The organism is Armatimonadota bacterium (assembly GCA_013359125.1).
Taxonomy (GTDB): domain Bacteria; phylum Armatimonadota; class Fimbriimonadia; order Fimbriimonadales; family GBS-DC; genus JABWCR01.
Map to the genome: position 1 here is coordinate 94,010 of JABWCR010000006.1, position 17,451 is coordinate 111,460.

At 57.6% G+C, this 17,451-nt stretch carries 19 protein-coding genes; 9 read left to right on the forward strand and 10 right to left on the reverse strand.

The window, feature by feature from the left end; translation table 11 throughout:
- Positions 1-4: 4 nt before the first annotated feature.
- The 3 genes from coaBC to HUU60_04795 all read left to right on the forward strand — a co-directional run bounded on the left by coaBC (position 5) and on the right by HUU60_04795 (position 4,076).
- On the forward strand, positions 5-1,198 hold the full coding sequence (coaBC, locus tag HUU60_04785; protein NUL82027.1) for a bifunctional phosphopantothenoylcysteine decarboxylase/phosphopantothenate--cysteine ligase CoaBC: 1,194 nt from the start codon (positions 5-7) through the stop codon (positions 1,196-1,198).
- Complete coding sequence (locus tag HUU60_04790; protein NUL82028.1) at positions 1,195-2,880, forward strand: hypothetical protein; 1,686 nt, start codon at positions 1,195-1,197, stop codon at positions 2,878-2,880. The genes coaBC and HUU60_04790 overlap by 4 nt, the downstream gene beginning before the upstream one ends.
- Positions 2,881-3,338: 458 nt before the next feature.
- Positions 3,339-4,076: a peptidoglycan DD-metalloendopeptidase family protein gene (locus HUU60_04795; protein NUL82029.1), complete on the forward strand. Its 738-nt coding sequence runs from the start codon at positions 3,339-3,341 to the stop codon at positions 4,074-4,076.
- A 48-nt stretch (positions 4,077-4,124) separates the two neighbouring features.
- Here HUU60_04795 and HUU60_04800 read toward each other — a convergent pair whose 3' ends face one another.
- The 4 genes from HUU60_04800 to HUU60_04815 form a co-directional block, all read right to left on the reverse strand.
- Entirely contained in the window at positions 4,125-4,334 is a 210-nt protein-coding gene (locus HUU60_04800; protein NUL82030.1) for a hypothetical protein, read from the reverse strand.
- 61 nt (positions 4,335-4,395) lie between these two features.
- Positions 4,396-4,983 carry a phosphatase PAP2 family protein gene (locus tag HUU60_04805; GenBank protein NUL82031.1) on the reverse strand — a complete coding sequence of 196 codons (588 nt, stop codon included), beginning with the start codon at positions 4,981-4,983 and terminating at the stop codon, positions 4,396-4,398.
- Positions 4,983-5,516: a hypothetical protein gene (locus HUU60_04810; GenBank protein NUL82032.1), complete on the reverse strand. Its 534-nt coding sequence runs from the start codon at positions 5,514-5,516 to the stop codon at positions 4,983-4,985. The genes HUU60_04805 and HUU60_04810 overlap by 1 nt, the downstream gene beginning before the upstream one ends.
- The gene (locus HUU60_04815; GenBank protein NUL82033.1) at positions 5,516-6,016 is read right to left on the reverse strand and encodes a DUF1854 domain-containing protein; all 501 of its coding nucleotides are present in this window, start codon (positions 6,014-6,016) and stop codon (positions 5,516-5,518) included. The genes HUU60_04810 and HUU60_04815 overlap by 1 nt, the downstream gene beginning before the upstream one ends.
- 65 nt (positions 6,017-6,081) lie before the next feature.
- Here HUU60_04815 and HUU60_04820 point away from each other — a divergent pair, with 65 nt between their 5' ends.
- The 4 genes from HUU60_04820 (at position 6,082) to HUU60_04835 (ending at position 10,002) form a co-directional block, all read left to right on the forward strand.
- Positions 6,082-6,735 carry a helix-hairpin-helix domain-containing protein gene (locus HUU60_04820; GenBank protein NUL82034.1) on the forward strand — a complete coding sequence of 218 codons (654 nt, stop codon included), beginning with the start codon at positions 6,082-6,084 and terminating at the stop codon, positions 6,733-6,735.
- 268 nt (positions 6,736-7,003) lie between these two features.
- Complete coding sequence (locus HUU60_04825; protein NUL82035.1) at positions 7,004-7,750, forward strand: hypothetical protein; 747 nt, start codon at positions 7,004-7,006, stop codon at positions 7,748-7,750.
- Between the two features lie 324 nt (positions 7,751-8,074).
- Positions 8,075-9,370 (forward strand): HD-GYP domain-containing protein, encoded by a 1,296-nt coding sequence (locus HUU60_04830; protein NUL82036.1) that lies wholly within the window; start codon positions 8,075-8,077, stop codon positions 9,368-9,370.
- Positions 9,371-9,387: 17 nt separating this feature from the next.
- On the forward strand, positions 9,388-10,002 hold the full coding sequence (locus tag HUU60_04835) for an HD domain-containing protein (protein ID NUL82037.1): 615 nt from the start codon (positions 9,388-9,390) through the stop codon (positions 10,000-10,002).
- Here HUU60_04835 and raiA read toward each other — a convergent pair.
- From raiA to HUU60_04850, 3 genes are read right to left on the reverse strand one after another with little or no spacing between them, the layout of a single operon-like run.
- Positions 9,999-10,595: a ribosome-associated translation inhibitor RaiA gene (raiA, locus tag HUU60_04840; GenBank protein NUL82038.1), complete on the reverse strand. Its 597-nt coding sequence runs from the start codon at positions 10,593-10,595 to the stop codon at positions 9,999-10,001. The genes HUU60_04835 and raiA overlap by 4 nt on opposite strands.
- A gap of 3 nt (positions 10,596-10,598) precedes the next feature.
- Positions 10,599-11,738 carry a 2-C-methyl-D-erythritol 2,4-cyclodiphosphate synthase gene (locus HUU60_04845; protein ID NUL82039.1) on the reverse strand — a complete coding sequence of 380 codons (1,140 nt, stop codon included), beginning with the start codon at positions 11,736-11,738 and terminating at the stop codon, positions 10,599-10,601.
- Positions 11,674-12,798, reverse strand: coding sequence for a TRAM domain-containing protein (locus HUU60_04850; protein ID NUL82040.1), 1,125 nt, complete (start codon positions 12,796-12,798; stop codon positions 11,674-11,676). The genes HUU60_04845 and HUU60_04850 overlap by 65 nt, the downstream gene beginning before the upstream one ends.
- Here HUU60_04850 and HUU60_04855 point away from each other — a divergent pair.
- The gene (locus tag HUU60_04855; protein NUL82041.1) at positions 12,791-13,963 is read left to right on the forward strand and encodes a Gfo/Idh/MocA family oxidoreductase; all 1,173 of its coding nucleotides are present in this window, start codon (positions 12,791-12,793) and stop codon (positions 13,961-13,963) included. The two genes, HUU60_04850 and HUU60_04855, sit on opposite strands and share 8 nt — an antisense overlap.
- A gap of 21 nt (positions 13,964-13,984) precedes the next feature.
- Positions 13,985-15,241, forward strand: coding sequence for an MFS transporter (locus HUU60_04860; GenBank protein NUL82042.1), 1,257 nt, complete (start codon positions 13,985-13,987; stop codon positions 15,239-15,241).
- A 55-nt stretch (positions 15,242-15,296) separates the two neighbouring features.
- On the opposite strand, the gene HUU60_04865 is transcribed toward HUU60_04860, so the two are convergent.
- From HUU60_04865 to HUU60_04875, 3 genes are all read right to left on the reverse strand, one after another.
- Complete coding sequence (locus tag HUU60_04865; protein NUL82043.1) at positions 15,297-15,797, reverse strand: hypothetical protein; 501 nt, start codon at positions 15,795-15,797, stop codon at positions 15,297-15,299.
- A complete protein-coding gene (locus HUU60_04870) occupies positions 15,787-16,419 on the reverse strand; it encodes a hypothetical protein (GenBank protein ID NUL82044.1) in 633 nt (210 codons plus the stop codon). Before HUU60_04870 ends, HUU60_04865 begins: the two co-directional genes overlap by 11 nt.
- 368 nt (positions 16,420-16,787) lie before the next feature.
- Positions 16,788-17,451, reverse strand: a 664-nt coding sequence (locus HUU60_04875) for a DUF2380 domain-containing protein (GenBank protein NUL82045.1), incomplete at its 5' end; no start/stop codon positions are given.

Genomic DNA, 17,451 nt, shown 5'->3' on the forward strand with positions numbered 1-17,451 from the left:
GATCATGTTCGCAGGCAAGAAAGTCTGCCTGGGCGTTACGGGCAGCATCGCCGCCTACAAAAGCGCAGACTTAGCGCGGGAGCTGATGCGTCAAGGGGCAGAAGTTACGGTCGTCCTGACCAAGTCCGCTGCCAAACTGATCGCTCCCGCCACATTTGAAGCGCTGACCGGACGCCCTGTAACGGTCGATGCGTTCGATGAGCCTTTTGCTGGCAAGATCGCGCACATCGAGCTGGCGCAAGGGTCGGATTTGATCGTCGTGGCGCCTTGTACGGCAGATTTTTTGGCTAAGATGGCTCATGGCTTGGCGGACGACATGCTCAGCACCGTACTCTTGGCAACAGACGCGCCGGTGTCGGTCGCGCCTGCAATGAACCCGAAGATGCTCGACCACCCAGCGACCCAGGCCAATATTGCGACCCTCAAATCGCGCGGCGTTCAGTTCGTCGAGCCGGCCTACGGCCTGATGGCATGCGGCGACGAGGGTTACGGCAAAATGGCCGACGTGGCGGACATCATCGCGATAGCGCGAGCGATCTTGACTGGCAAGAGAGATTTTGAAGGCGAGCAGGTTCTGGTTACCGCGGGGCCGACGCACGAGCCGATAGACCCTGTGCGGCATATCGCCAACCGAAGCAGCGGGAAGATGGGCGTTGCCTTAGCCGAGGCGGCCAGAGATCGCGGCGCAACCGTTGTGCTTGTGCTGGGCCCGTCGCCTTTGAAAGACCCTATCGGCGCAGAGACGATCCGCGTAACAACAGCCAAAGAGATGTTGCGAGCGGTCGAATCGAAGTGGGACTCATGCTCCCTTTTCATCAGCGCTGCAGCGGTCGCCGACTATCGACCGGTCGAGTCGCTGCCCGACAAACGCAAGAAAGAAGAGGGCAGTTGGACCCTGAAGTTAGAGCCGAATCCGGACATTTTGCAGCACATGGCCAAGAAGAAAGGCGATCGCATTTTCGTCGGGTTTGCCGCCGAGACTAAATCGGTCAAGAAGAATGCAAAGGAAAAGCTGACCAAGAAGAGTCTTGATCTGATCGTCGCCAACGATGTGAGTCAAAAGGGAATCGGGTTCGACTCGGACGATAATCAGGTTATCCTATTGAGCAGGGACGGTCAGGAGAAGGCCTCGCCCAAGATGTCCAAGCGGGCGATTGCCGACTTCATTCTAGACGCCGTCTCGGGGATGTTGAAATGAAACGCCTCATCTCGCTCGCGCTGGTTTTCATGGTCGTGCCTCTTTTTGCTCAAAGGGCCAGCGGATGGAACGGTTGGCTCGACCCGGGCGTTTACTTCGAGGTGCTTTCGGGCAGCGGATACAACTCGTTTCAATGGGCCCAGCTGAGAGCCGATCAGGACGTCCCGCCCAGAACCGTTCGCTATGGCCATTTGCAAACGGTGCTACTGACGGAAGGCGGCGATGCGTTCGGTCGAATGGTTCTCTTTTGGAGCGGCTATCAACAGAACGGGGGCGATCGGTCGCAATATTGGCTGCACAATGTCTTGAACGCATCGCCGATCCTGCAGGGCGGACGAGCAGGCGCATTGTACGACATGCCTCGACTCATGCAGGTTCGGATTTGGAACGAGCAGCTTTTCTCTTGGCAACCGCGCTACTCGGCCGCAAGCCTCTATGTGTCCAATGCGCCGAGCGTCCAACTGGTGGCCGCGCCCGAGCCGCGCTGGACAGACGTTTCTTGGCTCGATATCAATCCTCACAAACCAGGCATTCAGATCGATCCGAAGTATCTGCCTGATCTGAACTTGGAATGGTCAACGGGCAGCGCTACTGCAAGAAGAACCATGACATCGGTCAAGAAGCTAGTCGGTCGAAACCAGTATGCGGATGCCAACTTTCCATCGCCGTTCAGGGACGACTTTGGACTGAGGGCGAACGTATCAGTACGTGTAGGCGATCAGCGATTTCCCTGGTGGCAAGCCTCGCCTTCTTTGCCTTTCTTGCCAGGCGGCCTGATCGAACAGCGCACAATCGTGTCCGAATATGGTTCGACCGCAATCGGGCTGCGTTCGCTTCCTTTAGGAACGACCATCGCGCTCGCATTCGAGGTTGAAGCGCGGCGCGGCGCATATGACGAACTGGGGCAAGCAATAGAGCCGAACATCGTTCGCGAGCCGATGGACGATCTTCGAGATGCCGCTTCGCTCAATTTCGACATCCGGGCGCTGACCTATCGCTATTCGGGCGCCTTGAGCGGCGGTGGCGACGTAAGGGACGAAGAAGCCGATCCGATCTGCGTTTCAAAGGAAGCGGGCTCGCTGGACATAAGGCTCAACCTCATCGATCTGGGCTTGCCTTACGATGTGCCGGTCGTCTTTTCTGGCTCGCGCATAGATGCTGAGACGATCGAATGGACGCTCAACGCTCAGCCCAACCTCTGTGTGAACTTAGGCGCATTTGACGCCTTAATCAAGCGAATCGCGGGCAAACTGAGAGGACGGATCGTAGCCGAGCCGCTTTTCTTCGATCCCCTTTGCAACGCCTTCTTCAACCTTCAGATCACGCCGATAGGCGGGGACGCCCACAATTGGCTGGACGCAGAGGTGTACGCGCTCTGTTTTGAGTCGTCCATTACCCGCGTCAACGTAACGGCACGATCGATCGACTATCGAGCTTTGAGCGGAAGTCCGGCAGCGTTCGCCGATCCCCGAGTCTTGTCAAGAGTTGCTCTGGCACAAGCCATCGAGCTCGCGCCGTTCGGAGACATCAATCAGGACGGTTGCGTGGACGACCAAGACTTAGCCGAATTGCTGGCTGACTTCGGAATGTCTGGCGCTCATCGTTCGGACATCAGCGGCAATGGATTCGTGGACGATTACGACCTAGCGATCCTATTGGAGAACTTCGGGCGCGGCTGTTGACGGTATAATGGCGCGCGAGGAGGCCCGTTATGAACAGGACGTTCGTGCTATTGCTCGTCTCGTTGCTGACGCTTGTTGCATCGATCGGCATCTCCCAGACCAAGAAGCCCGCCCCTAAGCCCGCCCAGAGCCAAACCCAACTTCAGAAACAGCTGAAAGAGGCCGAAGCCAAGAAAAATCAAATTAGAAGCGCTCTTCGAAAGACTCGCGCAGAAGCCACCAAGGTCAAAAAGGACATTCGCGAGTTAGACCACCGCCTTATTGTTACGGGCGACCGATTGGACAAGACCCAAAATCAGTTGGGCAACGCTCGTGCCGAACAGGCCGAACTCAAATCCAGGCTCTCGACGTTGGAAAAGCAATTGGCCGAGCGCGAGCGATTGTTGGCCAGTCGAATTCGATCTTCCTACACCAGCGGCCAAGTCAGTTACGTGTCGGTGCTCAGCGGCGCTCGCTCGATGAACGACTTGAGCAGCCGAGGCTATGTCGTCCAGCGGATATTGGAGACCGACCGGAAGTTGATGAACGACGTGCGCTATATGCGCAACGCCGTCGAGGCGGCCAAGAAAAGAAAGGACGCACTGGTCGGACGCATTGCCGCCTTAGAGAAGAACTTGAAGGTCGAATCGGCGCAGTACCAATCGGCCAAGACCGAAAAGGGCGTCGCGCTCAAAGTACTGCGATCGCAAGAAAGCACCTATCTTCAGCAGCTGCGAGAGATCGAACAGGAATCGAACGCCATTGCCAGCGCGCTGCGAGCCATGCAGCGTTCGAGTGCCGGCGCCGCACGGGCCGCGACGCCATGGACGGGGCGATTCGTGAAGCCCGTTGCGGGACGCACGACCTCTCCCTACGGTAATCGATTGCACCCTATTGCCAAAGTTACGAAGCTTCACACGGGTGTCGATTTTGGGGCCTCGCACGGCACAAAGATCGTGGCCGCAGACGACGGCGTGGTGATCGAAGCGAGCTATCGGCGAGGTTACGGCAATACCGTGATCATCGATCATGGCGGCGGGATTGCGACGCTTTACGCGCACTGCTCGTCGCTTCTGGTATCCGCCGGACAGAACGTCAGTCAGGGACAGACGATCGCCCGAGTAGGCTCGACGGGGTATTCGACAGGCCCGCATCTGCACTTCGAGGTCAGAGTCAACGGCGAACCGGTCAATCCATCTCGATACGGCATACGGTAAGAGATCCGTCGCAAGGGCGCGTTGCCCTTGCGACGGATTGGCAAGCGGTCAAGCGGCCTGAGCCATGTCGATCGCTTGTACTTCGACAATGCGGTCTAGTCGCACCTCCCGCACGTCCGTGAGCATGCAGAGGCCGTACATCGGAACGTACGAAACGTCCACTATATGCATGGTCTCTCTGAGCACATCTCCGTGGCGGTCTTTGTAAGCCACCTCGCAGGTGTAACCCACGTACTGTTGGGCATCCCTGAATTGCATTGGATGCTTCCTCCCCTGTTTGTAATTGAACGAGACCGCAGTCCCGTTTTCCCCAATCTCCTTATTCCGCCGAAGGCGCCTGGGGACTGCCAGGAGAGGCGCTGGTTTTGTACGGAGCGTAGAATCGGAGGCATATCCAAGCCATCGCGGCGCCGAGCGCCGCTCCCGCGATAACGTCCGACGGATAGTGCACTCCGCGATAGATGCGCGAGAGCGCAATGAGCGCGGCCAACACCCATGCCGCCCATCCAAAAGAGCGATATCGGGTGCCTCTTGTGATGGACCAGACATACATGGCCATGGCAAAGCTAGTGGTCGCATGACCGGACGGAAAGGAGTTGTAGAAGATGCGTTCGTCCGGCGCGACGATGGCTTCGGGGAGGTTGGAAGGCCGCTCTCTCGGTATCAGACGCTTGACGATTTGCGCCCCGGCGCCGCTGGCAACGACTACCAGCAAGGCCGGCAGAAAATAGAGCCTTAGATAGGGCTGAGATTTGGCTATTTGGGCGATGCTCGCAAACGCCAGCGCTCCAGCGCCTTGCACCCAGCCAAGCCCGAGGGTTGTAACAACCACCATGACTGCATCCATCCAGGGCGCGTTCCATCCGTGATTGATCTGAAAGAAGAGAGACTTGTCCAGTTCGTACATCAGCGGCGGCGACCCTGTGTTTGGTCCAGAATCTCGGAGGTCCGCCCATCCGCATAGATAACGAGATTGCCGCCCCGATGCCTGGAAGGCTTAGGGAGCGACTCCACTTTGTCATGCGCATTGCGCCTTGCAAGGCTGGATTCGAAGAATAGAACAGTACGCTTTCGATTCTCGATCTCCGATAGCTTCTGTCCGCTCAAATCGCTGTTCATTGCATACCCATAGCTGGACGCCCGCAATCGAGGGCATTCGAACGCGGTCTTGTCAGCGCCCTTGTCTATCAGCGCATCGGACCAAGAATCGGCCAGCGGAAGGCGGCCGTCGTTCTCCTGTGCGTACAGTTGCGCCGCGCTGTAGAGCGCTCGAAGATTTATGACGCACTGCATCGAGTCGGGCGGCGCTTTTTCTTGCGCGCGGGAGAGAATCTGTGCTGAAAGAAAAGCCAAGAGCATCCACGATCCAACCATGCCCGCCAGAGCGCCTAATACGACGATGCACGCCACGGTGCGGTTGGGTCGTTTTGGCTGTTCCATCAAAAGAGACGCTCTACCTGTCGATGGCTGTGCTCGTCCAACGCTTCATAGTCTGGAATCTCGTAGCGATTGCCATCCATCGCCCAGATGAGATAGCGATTGGAAGTCAGCTCGTGAACGTTGTCTCGCCAGTTGCGGCAGAAGAAGAGTCGATTGCCCCGATCGGTCTCCACATCCCACTTAAGCAGCCCGAACTCTTCACGAAGCAAGTTGATGCGGCTAATCTTGGGGATAAAGTAGCGGCGGTCTAATTCGGCTTCCAAAGTCGCTAGCGATTCATGATCCATGCCTCTCAGGTCGCGAAACATGCCGATCTCTTCGCCATCGGGCAAGAGCGCCGAGATGTATCGGTATGGGTCGGAGAATGGCTGTGCCCGGGCAAACTCGGCACGCATGTAGCATCGATCCGACAACATCAGACGCGCATCCAAGCCGTTTGGCGCGCGCCGTATCTTCACCTTGTCGGCCTCCAACCACTCGATCTCCGCTCTGCCGCTCATCTCCGCTTATTCTACCGCCGCATAGGAAACCGGAGAATGCCTAGCGAATCTCTACGACCAATGCCATGAATTTAAGCGCACATGAGAAGGCGCGACTGGGCTTGGGCGGCCTTGCGATCGCTTGCATCGTTGCAGTGGGCGCCTATGAATTTGGCAAGAGCGGGGCTCCGCCAGCTGCTTCGAACCAATCGGTGAGCGAGTATATCCCGCTCAATGCTCCTGAGCGCACAGAAGAAGATCCTCCCAATGAAGCGATAGCGACCAAGCGCATCACTGTCCATGTTGCGGGCGGGGTCAAAAAACCGGGATTGATCGAGCTTTCGAGCGACGCCCGCGTTTCGGACGCCATCGCGGCGGCGGGCGGCGTTGCAGAGGGTTCGGACGCAAACGGTTTGAATCTCTCCAGACGCTTGGAAGACGGCGAAAAACTGGTGGTACCCACCATCGCCGAAGCCAAGAAGGTTCTGATCGAAGAAGGCAAGCAAGCCGTAGAAGCCTCGAAGCCTGAAGCAAAGGCGTCCGGCCCCAAGATCGTCAACATCAACACGGCCACGGCCGCTCAGCTAGAGGCTCTTCCCGGCATCGGCCCGGTCATTGCAGAGAGGATAATTCAGTTAAGAAAGGAGCGAGGCCGGTTCGAATCGGTGGACGAACTGCTCGATGTGAGCGGCATCGGCCCCAAGAAAATGGAGAAAATCCGGCCCGTCGCTCGACTTTGAGAGCTTTGGCACAAAACGTGCTAATAGAGAGCGCGAGGGTAAAGACCATCACTTTCTTCTGATTTTTTTGGCTTGAAGGATAAGATAAAAGGAGATGCGCGGTTGAGGTCGGGAGCGAAAGTTCTCGGCCTTTGCTGCGCGTTTTTTTACATCAAGCAGGAATCTGCTTCCTCCGCGTCGTATCGCTTAGTTATCTATGAGCAAAGACCCGTAATGTTGCGGAGTTCCTTGCAATCGTACGGGGAATCGCGCTATAATGGAGATGTCGATGGAAGGCGGACGCAGCTTGGCCGGCGAACGCCGGTGGAACAGCGCCCAATTGGAAAGTGCGTTGACGGAGCTGAAAAGCGTTACGGCCGCGCGCGCCGTGTTGGGCGAGGATGGGAGCGTCAAAGAGATCCATCTGGTCGTTGAGGCGGATCGCAATCCGAAACAGGTGGTCAGGGACGTGGAAACGACCCTGCAAGCCCAGTTTCGATTGGTTGTGGACCACCGCAAGATCAGCGTGGCTCAAAAAGACCTGGCCGAGAAGCCAGTAGACTTTCCAAGGCTGAGATGGGTTGACGTCGAAATTGCCCAAGTCAGCACGCGCGCCAAAGTAACCGTGATGGTGGAGCGAGCAGGAAAAGTGTACACCGGCACGGAACTGGGCGTGAAGTCGACGTCAAACGTTTATCGATTGGTCGCGACGGCCTGTCTTCGGGCAGTCGAAGCGGCGCATGGATTGCACGAGCGATTCGCGCTGGACGACTTGAACGCATCGGTCATGCTGGCCGGGCGGCCCGTAGTGGTCGCCATGATCAGCGTGGTGGGCGATCAAGGCGAAGACGTGCTGATCGGCTCGGCCATAGTCAGGCAGGATCCGCAGCGCGCGGTGATCGCCGCCACGCTGGACGCGCTGAACAGACGGGTGCTCAACCTGCCCGCAGATTTGGCGCCCATCTTGGGCAACGACTTGATCGCGGTCGAAACAAGCGCCGGTCAACCGGCAAGCGTCGACGGCAATCCATACTGAGCGGAATGGATCCCCAAGAAGGGACAAGGAGCGACAATAGGGACGACGGTCAACGAACGCTGAGCGAAGCGAACCCCTTGAGCGGAGAGATGCTATCTCATTCAATGGAGGGGTCAAGCTATGAAGCGATGGTTCACCGTCATGGCGGCCATGGTAACGCTCGTCTCGATGGCAGGGGCGAAACTCGTTCTCTATCCGCCGCCGGACAAAGCGCCGCCGAGCCAAGACTCTCGGCAATAGAAGGTCGTTGAGACGTTAGGCGACTAAATCGTATAGGCGCGTTCGGGCCGTCGTCCCTGAGTCGCACGGATCTGGCCAATCCGGATGAAGAAAGTCCGAATCAACGTCGACGAAACGTTCTTTTGGCTGGTGTCGGTTGCCGGCCTCCTCATTCTGTATCGCGTCTCGACTTCTCTGCCCGACTCCTCGGCATACTGGGCTATAGCCGGTTTCGCCCTTTTTGCCTTTGTCGCTGAGTTCTTTCTCATCCGGCTGCCCGTCGGTCGAGCCTATGCGTCCTCGTTATGGATCAGCGTCAGCACGCCCCTGGTCTGTACGGCCGCGGCGCTCTATGGGATGGCGGCGGGGATCTACGTCGATGCCTTTACAACGGTCATCGCAGGTTTGCTGAACACCTGGCTCAAGCAGACCAAGCCCCGCTGGGTGCTGTTCAACGTCGGTCAAAGCGTGCTAAGCGCCAGCGCCTGCGGATTGGCGTTTTCTGCGATACAGCCACAACGGTTTTCGTTCGATTTGATCTCCGTCGCGGCGCTGATCGCCGCGCTTGCCAGCTATGTCGCGGTCAACGTTAGCCTCGTTAGCATCATGATGTCGCTGATGCATCGGTTGCCGCTGAGATGGCTGCGCGAAAAGATTGGGCCATCAATCTTGACGCAAGCTGTCGCGATGCTGCCGCTTGCGTTGCTTGTGGCCGCTGCGACACTGTTCTATGGCGCGTTTGGGCTGTTCGCCATCTTGGCGCCGTACTTTGCAGTTCGACACGCGCTATTGGCTTTCGATCGGCAGTTTGCCGTTCATCGGCAGACCATTCGAAGCCTTGGCTTAATCATCCAACGAGCCCACCCCTATACCAGCGGCCATCTTCAGCGAGCAGCTGAACTGGGCCGCGCCACTGCCGAGCGACTGGGGATGCCGCCGCATCGGTCGGAACTGGTCTACGATGCGGCTCTCTTGCACGACTTGGGCAAAATCGTACTGGATGAGAGAGTCCTGAACAAACCCGGCAAACTGACCGAGGAGGAATTTCGTCAAGTGCAGAAACATCCCTCCTTGGGCGCCGAGATCTTGCGCGAAGCGCCCTTCCTCGATACGATCGTGCCTTGGGTGCTCTATCATCACGAGCGGCCGGACGGAAGGGGCTATCCTGCTGGTTTGAAAGGGGACGAGATTCCGATAGAGGCAAGCATCATCAGCGTGGTCGATGCCTTTGACGCGATGGTAGGCGGCGAAACTCCCGACGAACGACGCACCTACCGTCAGCCCCGTTCTATGGACGATGCCTTGGCCGAACTGCGCCGATGCTCGGGCGCCCAATTCAACGAGGACGTCGTCGATGTCTTTGAAAAGGTGGTGAGAGAGTCTTCAACAGCCTCTGGATAGTCGGCGGAGCGGCCTTCTTGAGCGTTGCGGCGCTGTTCTATTACGCCTACGCCTACCTGCCGCGCCAGATGTACAAATGGCAGCGGCGCAGCCTCCAGGCGTTTGCCAGAGCCATGGAGCTTCGTTCCGGCGGACGATTTGGCGATTCGAAAAAGATCGCTCGCATGGCTGTAGAAGTGGCCGAAGCGCTCCGGCTGTCGCCCAAGCGAAGGCGACAGCTGGAACTGGCCGTTTACCTGCGCGACATCGGCATGGCCGCTGTGCCGTACTTTATACTAAACGCCGAGCGACCGCTCTCGACTATGGAGCAACTCACTTTGGACCGCCATGTGGAGATCGGCGCATCGATGGTCGAGCAGATTCCGAACCTCCAGAGCCTGAAGAGGCTGGTGTTGCTGCATCACGCGCGATACGACCGACATCCCAAGATCATGCTCGAAGCGCATATCCTTTCGGCCCTCAGTAGCTTCTTCGAGATCGCCTGGTCGCACGGACTGGATCGGGCCGTGTTGGCGCTCAAACAGGGCGCAGGGACCCTCTACCATCCGCGCGTGGCGGCCGCAATCATCGACCATCTTCCGACGGCAGGCGGCGCTGCGATCGATGCGACTGGAAACGTTCAAGCCTCTTAAGGCTCGATCTCGTACATGGCATAGTGCCCATCGTTGCGACGATAAATAACGCAAGTGTCCCCAGACTCTTCTTGACTGAACACCAGAAAACCCTGTGCGGAAAGCTCCATCTGTAAGATCGCTTCGTCGATCGTCATTGGCTTCAGATTCAATCGTCGCACCTCGACCAATTCTGCCGAGCCGTCTGCCATCTCCGTCTCTTCAACATGAACGGCCGAGAGAAGTTCCTCTCGCGTCTTTCGAGGCGCATTCTTGCGCATCCGATCCTTGTGGCGATTGAGCTGATGCTCCATTCGATCAAAGAGCTCATCGACCGCGCGCTTCTGCTCCGCGTGGGTTTGGCTGACGTGCAAGACGCGACCGTCCGCGTCCAAATTGACCGAAACCGTATGCTTGCCGCGAAGCTCCTCGTGAGTAACGCTGACCGAGAGAATGCGCGTAAAGAACTTGGTCAGCTTCTGGAGCCGCTTTTCGACGTGTCTCTTGAGACTTTCGGGAAACGAGGCGTGAGGGCTCCTATAGAGCGCCTCTACCATATTAGGTTCCGGCTTGGGCTTATTCTTCTTTGGGGCTTTGTTCTTCGATTTGTCCATTCTTTAACCTCCACAATCATCCAGCGGCGCCGCAATCAGGGCTGCTGCAAAACAAGCGATTCCCTCTTCTCTGCCAAGCGAGCCGACTCCTTCATGGGTGGTGGCTTTTAGGCCGATTTTTCGGTGCGATACGCCCATCGCACTGGCAAGATTGGCCTTCATTTGTTCGGCGAAGGGCGCCATCTTGGGCGCCTGCGCGACGATAGTGGCATCGATGTTCAGGATACGGCATCCGCTCTCGGTCAGTTCCTTTGCGACGCTTGCCAATAAGCTCAGACTATTGGCGTCTTTCCACGTTGGGTCGGTGTTCGGAAACCGGCAACCAATGTCGGGCAGCCCTGCCGCGCCCAACAGCGCGTCCATAATCGCATGAGTCAGCGCGTCCGCGTCGGAATGGCCGGCAAGGCCCTTGTGCCAAGGAATCTCAACGCCGCCCAAGATAAGCCTTCGGCCCTCGGCGAACGCATGAATGTCGTACCCGTGGCCAACTCGCACTTCTGTAGGAACCAGCCGGTTCAACAGTTTCATATCCTCCGTTCTCGTAATTTTTACGTTGGTCGGTTCCCCCGGTACAAAGCGCAACGGATGGCCCGCGCGGCGCACTAACTCCGCATCGTCCGTGGCCTCTTCGCCCGTTGCATAAGCCTCGGCAAGCCATTCTCGTCTAAAAACCTGCGGCGTCTGGACGGCCCTTAATCCGGAGCGATCGACCGGTTCGCCAAGTTCGTTCTTGAGCGAATCGACCACAGGCAGTGCAGGGATCGCGCTGCCATGTTCGCTGGCCGCCTCAAACAATTTTGTTAAGAGCGACTGCGATACCAGCGGCCTGGCCGCATCGTGCACCGCGATCAATGCCGCATCTCGGGGCGCGACGGCCAGTCCGAGTCGAGCCGATTCGGCCCTTGTCCTCCCGCCTTCGACGACCGTTGCGCGGTTGCCGATCTCTTTTCTATAATCAGCGATCCGATCGGGCGGGCAAACCACCGCAACGCCGGACACCATCGGATGTTTGGCGAACTGCTCGAAACTGAACTGCCAGACCTTGCGGCCGAGCAACGATTGCCAAAGCTTATCGCCGCTACCGAAGCGGGCGCCGCTTCCGGCCGCCAGTATAAGCGCGAAAACTTCCCTGGTTGATATCATCCGCCTCCGGTTCGCCTTCCATCGGTTTGGCAAACACCATCTTGCCTTGCGAGGATTGCAGCACGCTGGTTACGGCCACTCGAATCGTCTCCGAGATGTGCGGCTTGCCGCCTTCCACCACGACCATGGTGCCATCTTCCAAATAGGCGATGCCCTGGCCTTCCTCCTTGCCCTCTCGGATGATGGCCAGCACCAACTCCTCGCCCGGCAACACATGGATCCGAACGGCCTCCGCCAGCTCGTTGATGTTCATCACGCGCACTTCTTGCAGCTCGGCCACTCGATTGAGGTTGAAGTCGTTGGTAACGATGTCGGCGTGCATCGCTTTGGCCAAGCGAACCAACCGAGCGTCCACCGCGTCGCCCATGTGCGGCGCCAGCCGGTCTTGATTCTTGATCTCCAGCGTAAAGTCCTGCTGCAGCCGCTTCAGCACGTCCAATCCGCGCCGCCCTCTTGCCCGCTTGAGCGGATCGGTCGAGTCGGCTATGTGCTGCAGCTCGTCCAACACAAATCCCGGCACATATATCCGCCCCTCCAAGAAACCCGTGCGCATGATGTCGTAGATGCGTCCGTCGATAATGACGTTGGTGTCCAAGACTTTGGTGCCGCGAGACTTGCGCGACATCTGCGCTGTGATGGGCAGGTAGTCTTTCATGCTCATTAGGCTGACGCAACTGATGTAGACGATGACCACCAGCGCCACCAAGGTCAGCGCCCAGCCCAATTTAGGATTGAACGCCACAAAGAGCGGATTGAGCAAGAAGGTGATCAGCGCGCCAGCGATGACGCCCAATCCGATCGCCAACTTCTCGTCCGGCTCCGTTTCTTCCAGCCGATGCGCCAAGGCCGAGAGCGCCAAGTAGAGCAGATGGCCCAAGAAGATGCCCAACACCATGCCCGCCGCAGCCATTCGCCACTTAGTGCCCGGGTCTACGCTAACCTTTTCGCCTGGCGCAGAAAGCGCCCCAAATAGGGTCTCAGAAACGCCAAATCCCAAGAAAGCGCCCAACATCGCCCCTAGGACGATGAACATCAGTTGCATGAATCGATGGATGGACATAGCTCGGCCTCCACTCATTATACGTCTTAGACGCGCATCGGCGCCTTCCTTTGCGCCGTTTAGGTATACTTCGCCGACTATCACCACTCATTTTCGGGAGGGTCTTCCTTTGATCAACATCGGCATCATCGGCAGTGGGGGAATCGCGCAGGCGCAGCACATGCCAGCCTATGCGAGGCTGACGGACAAAGCGCAAATCGTAGCCGTGGCGGACGCTAACGAAGAAACTGCGAGATCCGCGGCAGAAAAGTTCGGAGCCCAGCGCTGGTTCACCGATTACAGGGAACTCCTGGCGATGAGCGAGATCGATGCGGTCAGCGTCTGCACCCCCAACTTTATGCACATGGAGCCGACCATCGCCGCTCTCGAATCGGGCAAGCACGTGCTGTGCGAGAAGCCGCTGGCCCGCAACGCCGACGAGGCCCGAAAGATGGTCGAGGCCTCTAGAAGAAGCGGCAAAATCCTCCAAGTAGCGCTGCAGTGGCGATTCACCGGCGTGGCGCAGTTCCTGCATCGATATATCGGCGAGGGCAATCTGGGCGACGTCTACTTTGCCCGAGCGCGAGCGTTACGACGAAGGGGCATCCCCGGCTGGGGCGTCTTTATCGACAAAGAGAAGCAGGGCGGAGGGCCGCTGATCGATATTGGTGTGCATATCTTGGATGCCACGCTCTGGCTGATGGGCTATCCCAAGCCGGTCAGCGTCTACGGCTCGGCCTACGCCAAATTTGGCCATCGCCACGATGTGGTCGGGCTGATGGGCCAATGGGACGTAGAAAAGTTCTCGGTAGAAGATTACGCCGTCGGCCTGATCAAGTTCGACAACGGCGCGACGGTCTCGCTGGAATCAAGCTTCTGCGCCAACATCGCTCAGGACGAGTTCAACACCCTCCTATTGGGCGATAAAGGCGGCGCCTATGCCGATCCCTTCAACAATCCGCCATGCCAGATTTTTACCGAGCAGAACAAGACGCTGTTCGACATGACGCCGCGACACCTGCCGGAAATTAACGCCTACCATGCGGAGGTGGAGGCGTTTGTGGATGCGATCCAAAATGGGAAGCCATCGCCCGTGCCGGGCGAACAAGGCTTGGCGCTCAACCTAATCTTGGACGGCATCTATCGGTCGGCCGAAACCGGAAAAGAGGTCGAGATCGCGCTGTAAGGCCCTTGGGTTGGCACAACGATGGCGGCCCCCAATCTGAAGCCGGATCCGAGCGAGAGAACGTCTAAATCGCCAACGCTCAGCCCCATGATGACGCTGGTCATTATGGCTGGACTGGCCGAATTAGGCTACGCGACGCTCAACATCTCGCAGGTGCCGGTCTATCTTCGCGATCAACTCAACTATTCCGAAAGCGAAGTAACGGCGATCGGGGCGATCTTTCTGCTGGCCGAGGGAATCCTCCGTGCGCCCATGGGACTGCTCAGCGATCGCTTCGGTCGCAAGCGGCTGATGATGCTAGCGCCCATGCTCACCCTTGTAACCAGCCTCCTGAGCCTGGTGATCCATGACAAATACGGCTTTATGCTGTTGCGCGCGCTGGACGGACTGGGCGCCGCAATGCTCTGGCCGACCGCCTTTGCCGCCGTGGCCGACTCGGTAGACAAGAAAAACAGAGCGCAGGCCATGAGCTTTCTCAATCTGACCTATATGGTGGGGGTGGCGTCCGGTCCGTTTGTGGGCGGCGCGGCCAACGACTTCTTTAACGATCAGCAAGCCGCCTACTATGTCATCAGCGCGCTCTTCTTAACGACGACCTTGGTGGTCTATCGCTGGTTTCCAGCCGATAGGCCCGAGCAGCACGCGCACGACGAGGACGACCCGGGCAGCCTGAGCAAGATCTGGTCGGCCATAAAGTTGGCCCCAGGCTTCATGCTCCTATCGCTGACGGTCTTTTTGGGCATCGGACTGGTCATGCTGTTGATCAAGCTCTTTGCGATGGACGAGTACGGTTTCTCCGAGTCGAAATTTGGGGCGTTGCTGTTGGTTCCGGCTGTCATGATGGGCTTGGCGAGCGTGCCCCTGGGACGATTGGCGGACAAAATGGGACGACCGACCGCAATCCACATGGGCTTGCTGGCATCGGGGCTTTGCCTTTGGATCATCGCTTCGCAACATCACTTGGCTGTGATGGCTATAGCGGGCGGGATCACAGCGATTGGGTTCTTACTGGCGTTCCCGGCCTGGATGGCGGAGGTGAGCGAAGTCGACCCGTCTCGCCGAGGGGCTATATTGGGCGCCGTTACGATGGCGCAAGGCATCGGTAGCGGCATCGGCGCAATGGTCAGCGGCTACCTCTATCAGCACGTTTCGATCGACTTTTTCGGGGTGGCGGAGTTCGCCTCTCGCCGCACGCCGTTCTTTGGATGCGCCCTAATGATCACCTTAAGCGCTCTGATCAGCTTCTGGGTCGTCAAACGCCGCCCGCACCATGAGTGAGGGGTTTCGTCGGTCAACAAAAGTGCGCTTCGCCCTTCTTCTTGGGCGCTTTGGTTCAATGTCCTAAATCACCGTACAAATCGCCAATCGGGAGGGCAAGCGTCCGCGCGAGCCGAACACAGTCATAATTGCAATGCGTCTCGATGGCCGAGCCGCCCGCAGGGTCGATCCGCTCCCAAACCCGTCGCCCGAACGCATCGTAAGCGGCCTCGTACTCGCCCACGCACGGCGAGCCCGCATAGACCAGATTGCCGCCGTCGTCGTACTCGAAAGCCGTGGTCGAACTGCCGATCGTCTCGTAATGCAGCGAGCCGTCCGGGTTGTAGTCCCATTCGTAGCTGCGCGAGGTCGATCCTGCCGTGTCCGCCGCCTCGGCCAAAGCGCCGTCCGCATAATAGGCATAGCCGAACGACGCGAAAGGAGAGCCGGTATTGATCTTGTAGCTGAGCGACCCCAGCGACCCCGCCAACTGAGAATCGGCATACGAGGCGGTTCCATACAGCGTCGCGCCGGTTCCGATGATCGCGTCGATGGATGAGGGACGCCTAGGTATCACGATTGCTCATATCGACTTCGTGTGAAACCACGAGGTCGCTCAGGATGTTCATTCCGAGCCTCAACCCGTGCTTCGCTAGCGCTTCACGGCAACGATCCGAAATCACAATCTGGCCGCGAGAGCCAAACTGAGCAAAATCTACTTCTGCTTCGACGGAGTTAAGATCTATTTCTAGGGCCCTCTCCCCCTTAAGCCAAACTTCTCCGCATTCCGGGCATTCCCACCAACAACCTTCTGCCGAATCGGGCGAAGGCCGACACTGCCCAATAATCACCAGTTCATGCCAGTCCGCAACGCTTGCCGCCGACTCACATTCATACACTAATACCCCACTCAGTTTTTCTTCAATTATTACACTTAATGCTCGTTGAGATACAATGATATATCCAAGCAATGGACTTCCTATTACATCATACTCTCGAAATATTCTAGACTTATTCAAGCGCAACGGGCCGATCCCGCGACTAGGCAGGATCGGGTGTTCCGGCGGGAGATTAAGGGCATCTCTGATCAATCCCGCAATCTCAGCGAATTCACGAGGCGTCAATGTCCCAAACCGCTCGACATGGCTCCAAACGTATCGGTCGGCCTCATCGCCAATCTCAAATGCGACTATCTTCAATAGGAACTGAAAAATGTCCGAGATGACCTCAAATGGCCTTAATAGTGACTGTATAGCCTTAGAAGGCCGAGCCGGGACGCGTTGACAATTGTATCGGGGGGAAAGCGCACAAGTTGGACAGTACCTGCGAGGCGTGCACAATATGCTATGATCATGTGAAAGAGGGTCGGGCAATCCGCTTAAGTGGTCGAGTAAATGCACCATGGTCTTTAGCTATCTCCGTCAAACATCGGACATGTCAATCTCACCTTCTCAAGAACTCTTCATACTTGACATCCGTTAGACCAACCTTTTGTAAAAGTTTGCGCAAAAATTTCGCCGCATCATCTGGCGTTCTTCCGGGCACCTTAAAGAACTCTTCCCATTGATTATTCCACCATCCTCCCCCGATTCTCGCCACTATGCAACCATTTATGGAAGAAATCGGGAACTCGCAACAAGTACTTATCAATATGTATTCCAATACCCTTGAATTGTTCGCGCAACATCTGAGGAAAAACATGATGTAGTCGAGTCGTGGCAAGATTTTCCATCGCGCTAGTCCAAGCGTTGGTGGCCCGAATTGACGCATGTTGCCCAAACTGTACTGTCAGGGCGCTAAACTGGCCCCAACAGATCATCGCCTGCGCAAGATAGCCGTGAGGAGTGCGCGGACTATCAATCGCAGGTAAAGGCGGCTGCAATCCGCTCGGATCGGCCAGATTGACAGGATCGTTTCCGCAATACCGATAGAGGTTCGGGTCGCCGGAGGATTGGCCGATGGGGTCTCGTTGCAGCCAGCGGGCGGTCCGAGGGTCGTATTCGCGAGCGTCGACGTGGTAGAGACCGGTGAAGGGAACGTGCTGGCAGCCCGCCGCCGCGTTCCATTTGAACAGATTGGGCGTCGAGCCGTAAGACCCCGGCAAAACATTGCCCCAGGCATCGTACTCGTAGTAGTCCGTTGCCGAACCCGTGCTGTCAACCATCGCCCGCGCATGGCCGCGAGCGTCCAAAACATAATACCTCGCGTTCGCGCCGTTCTGCAAATCGACC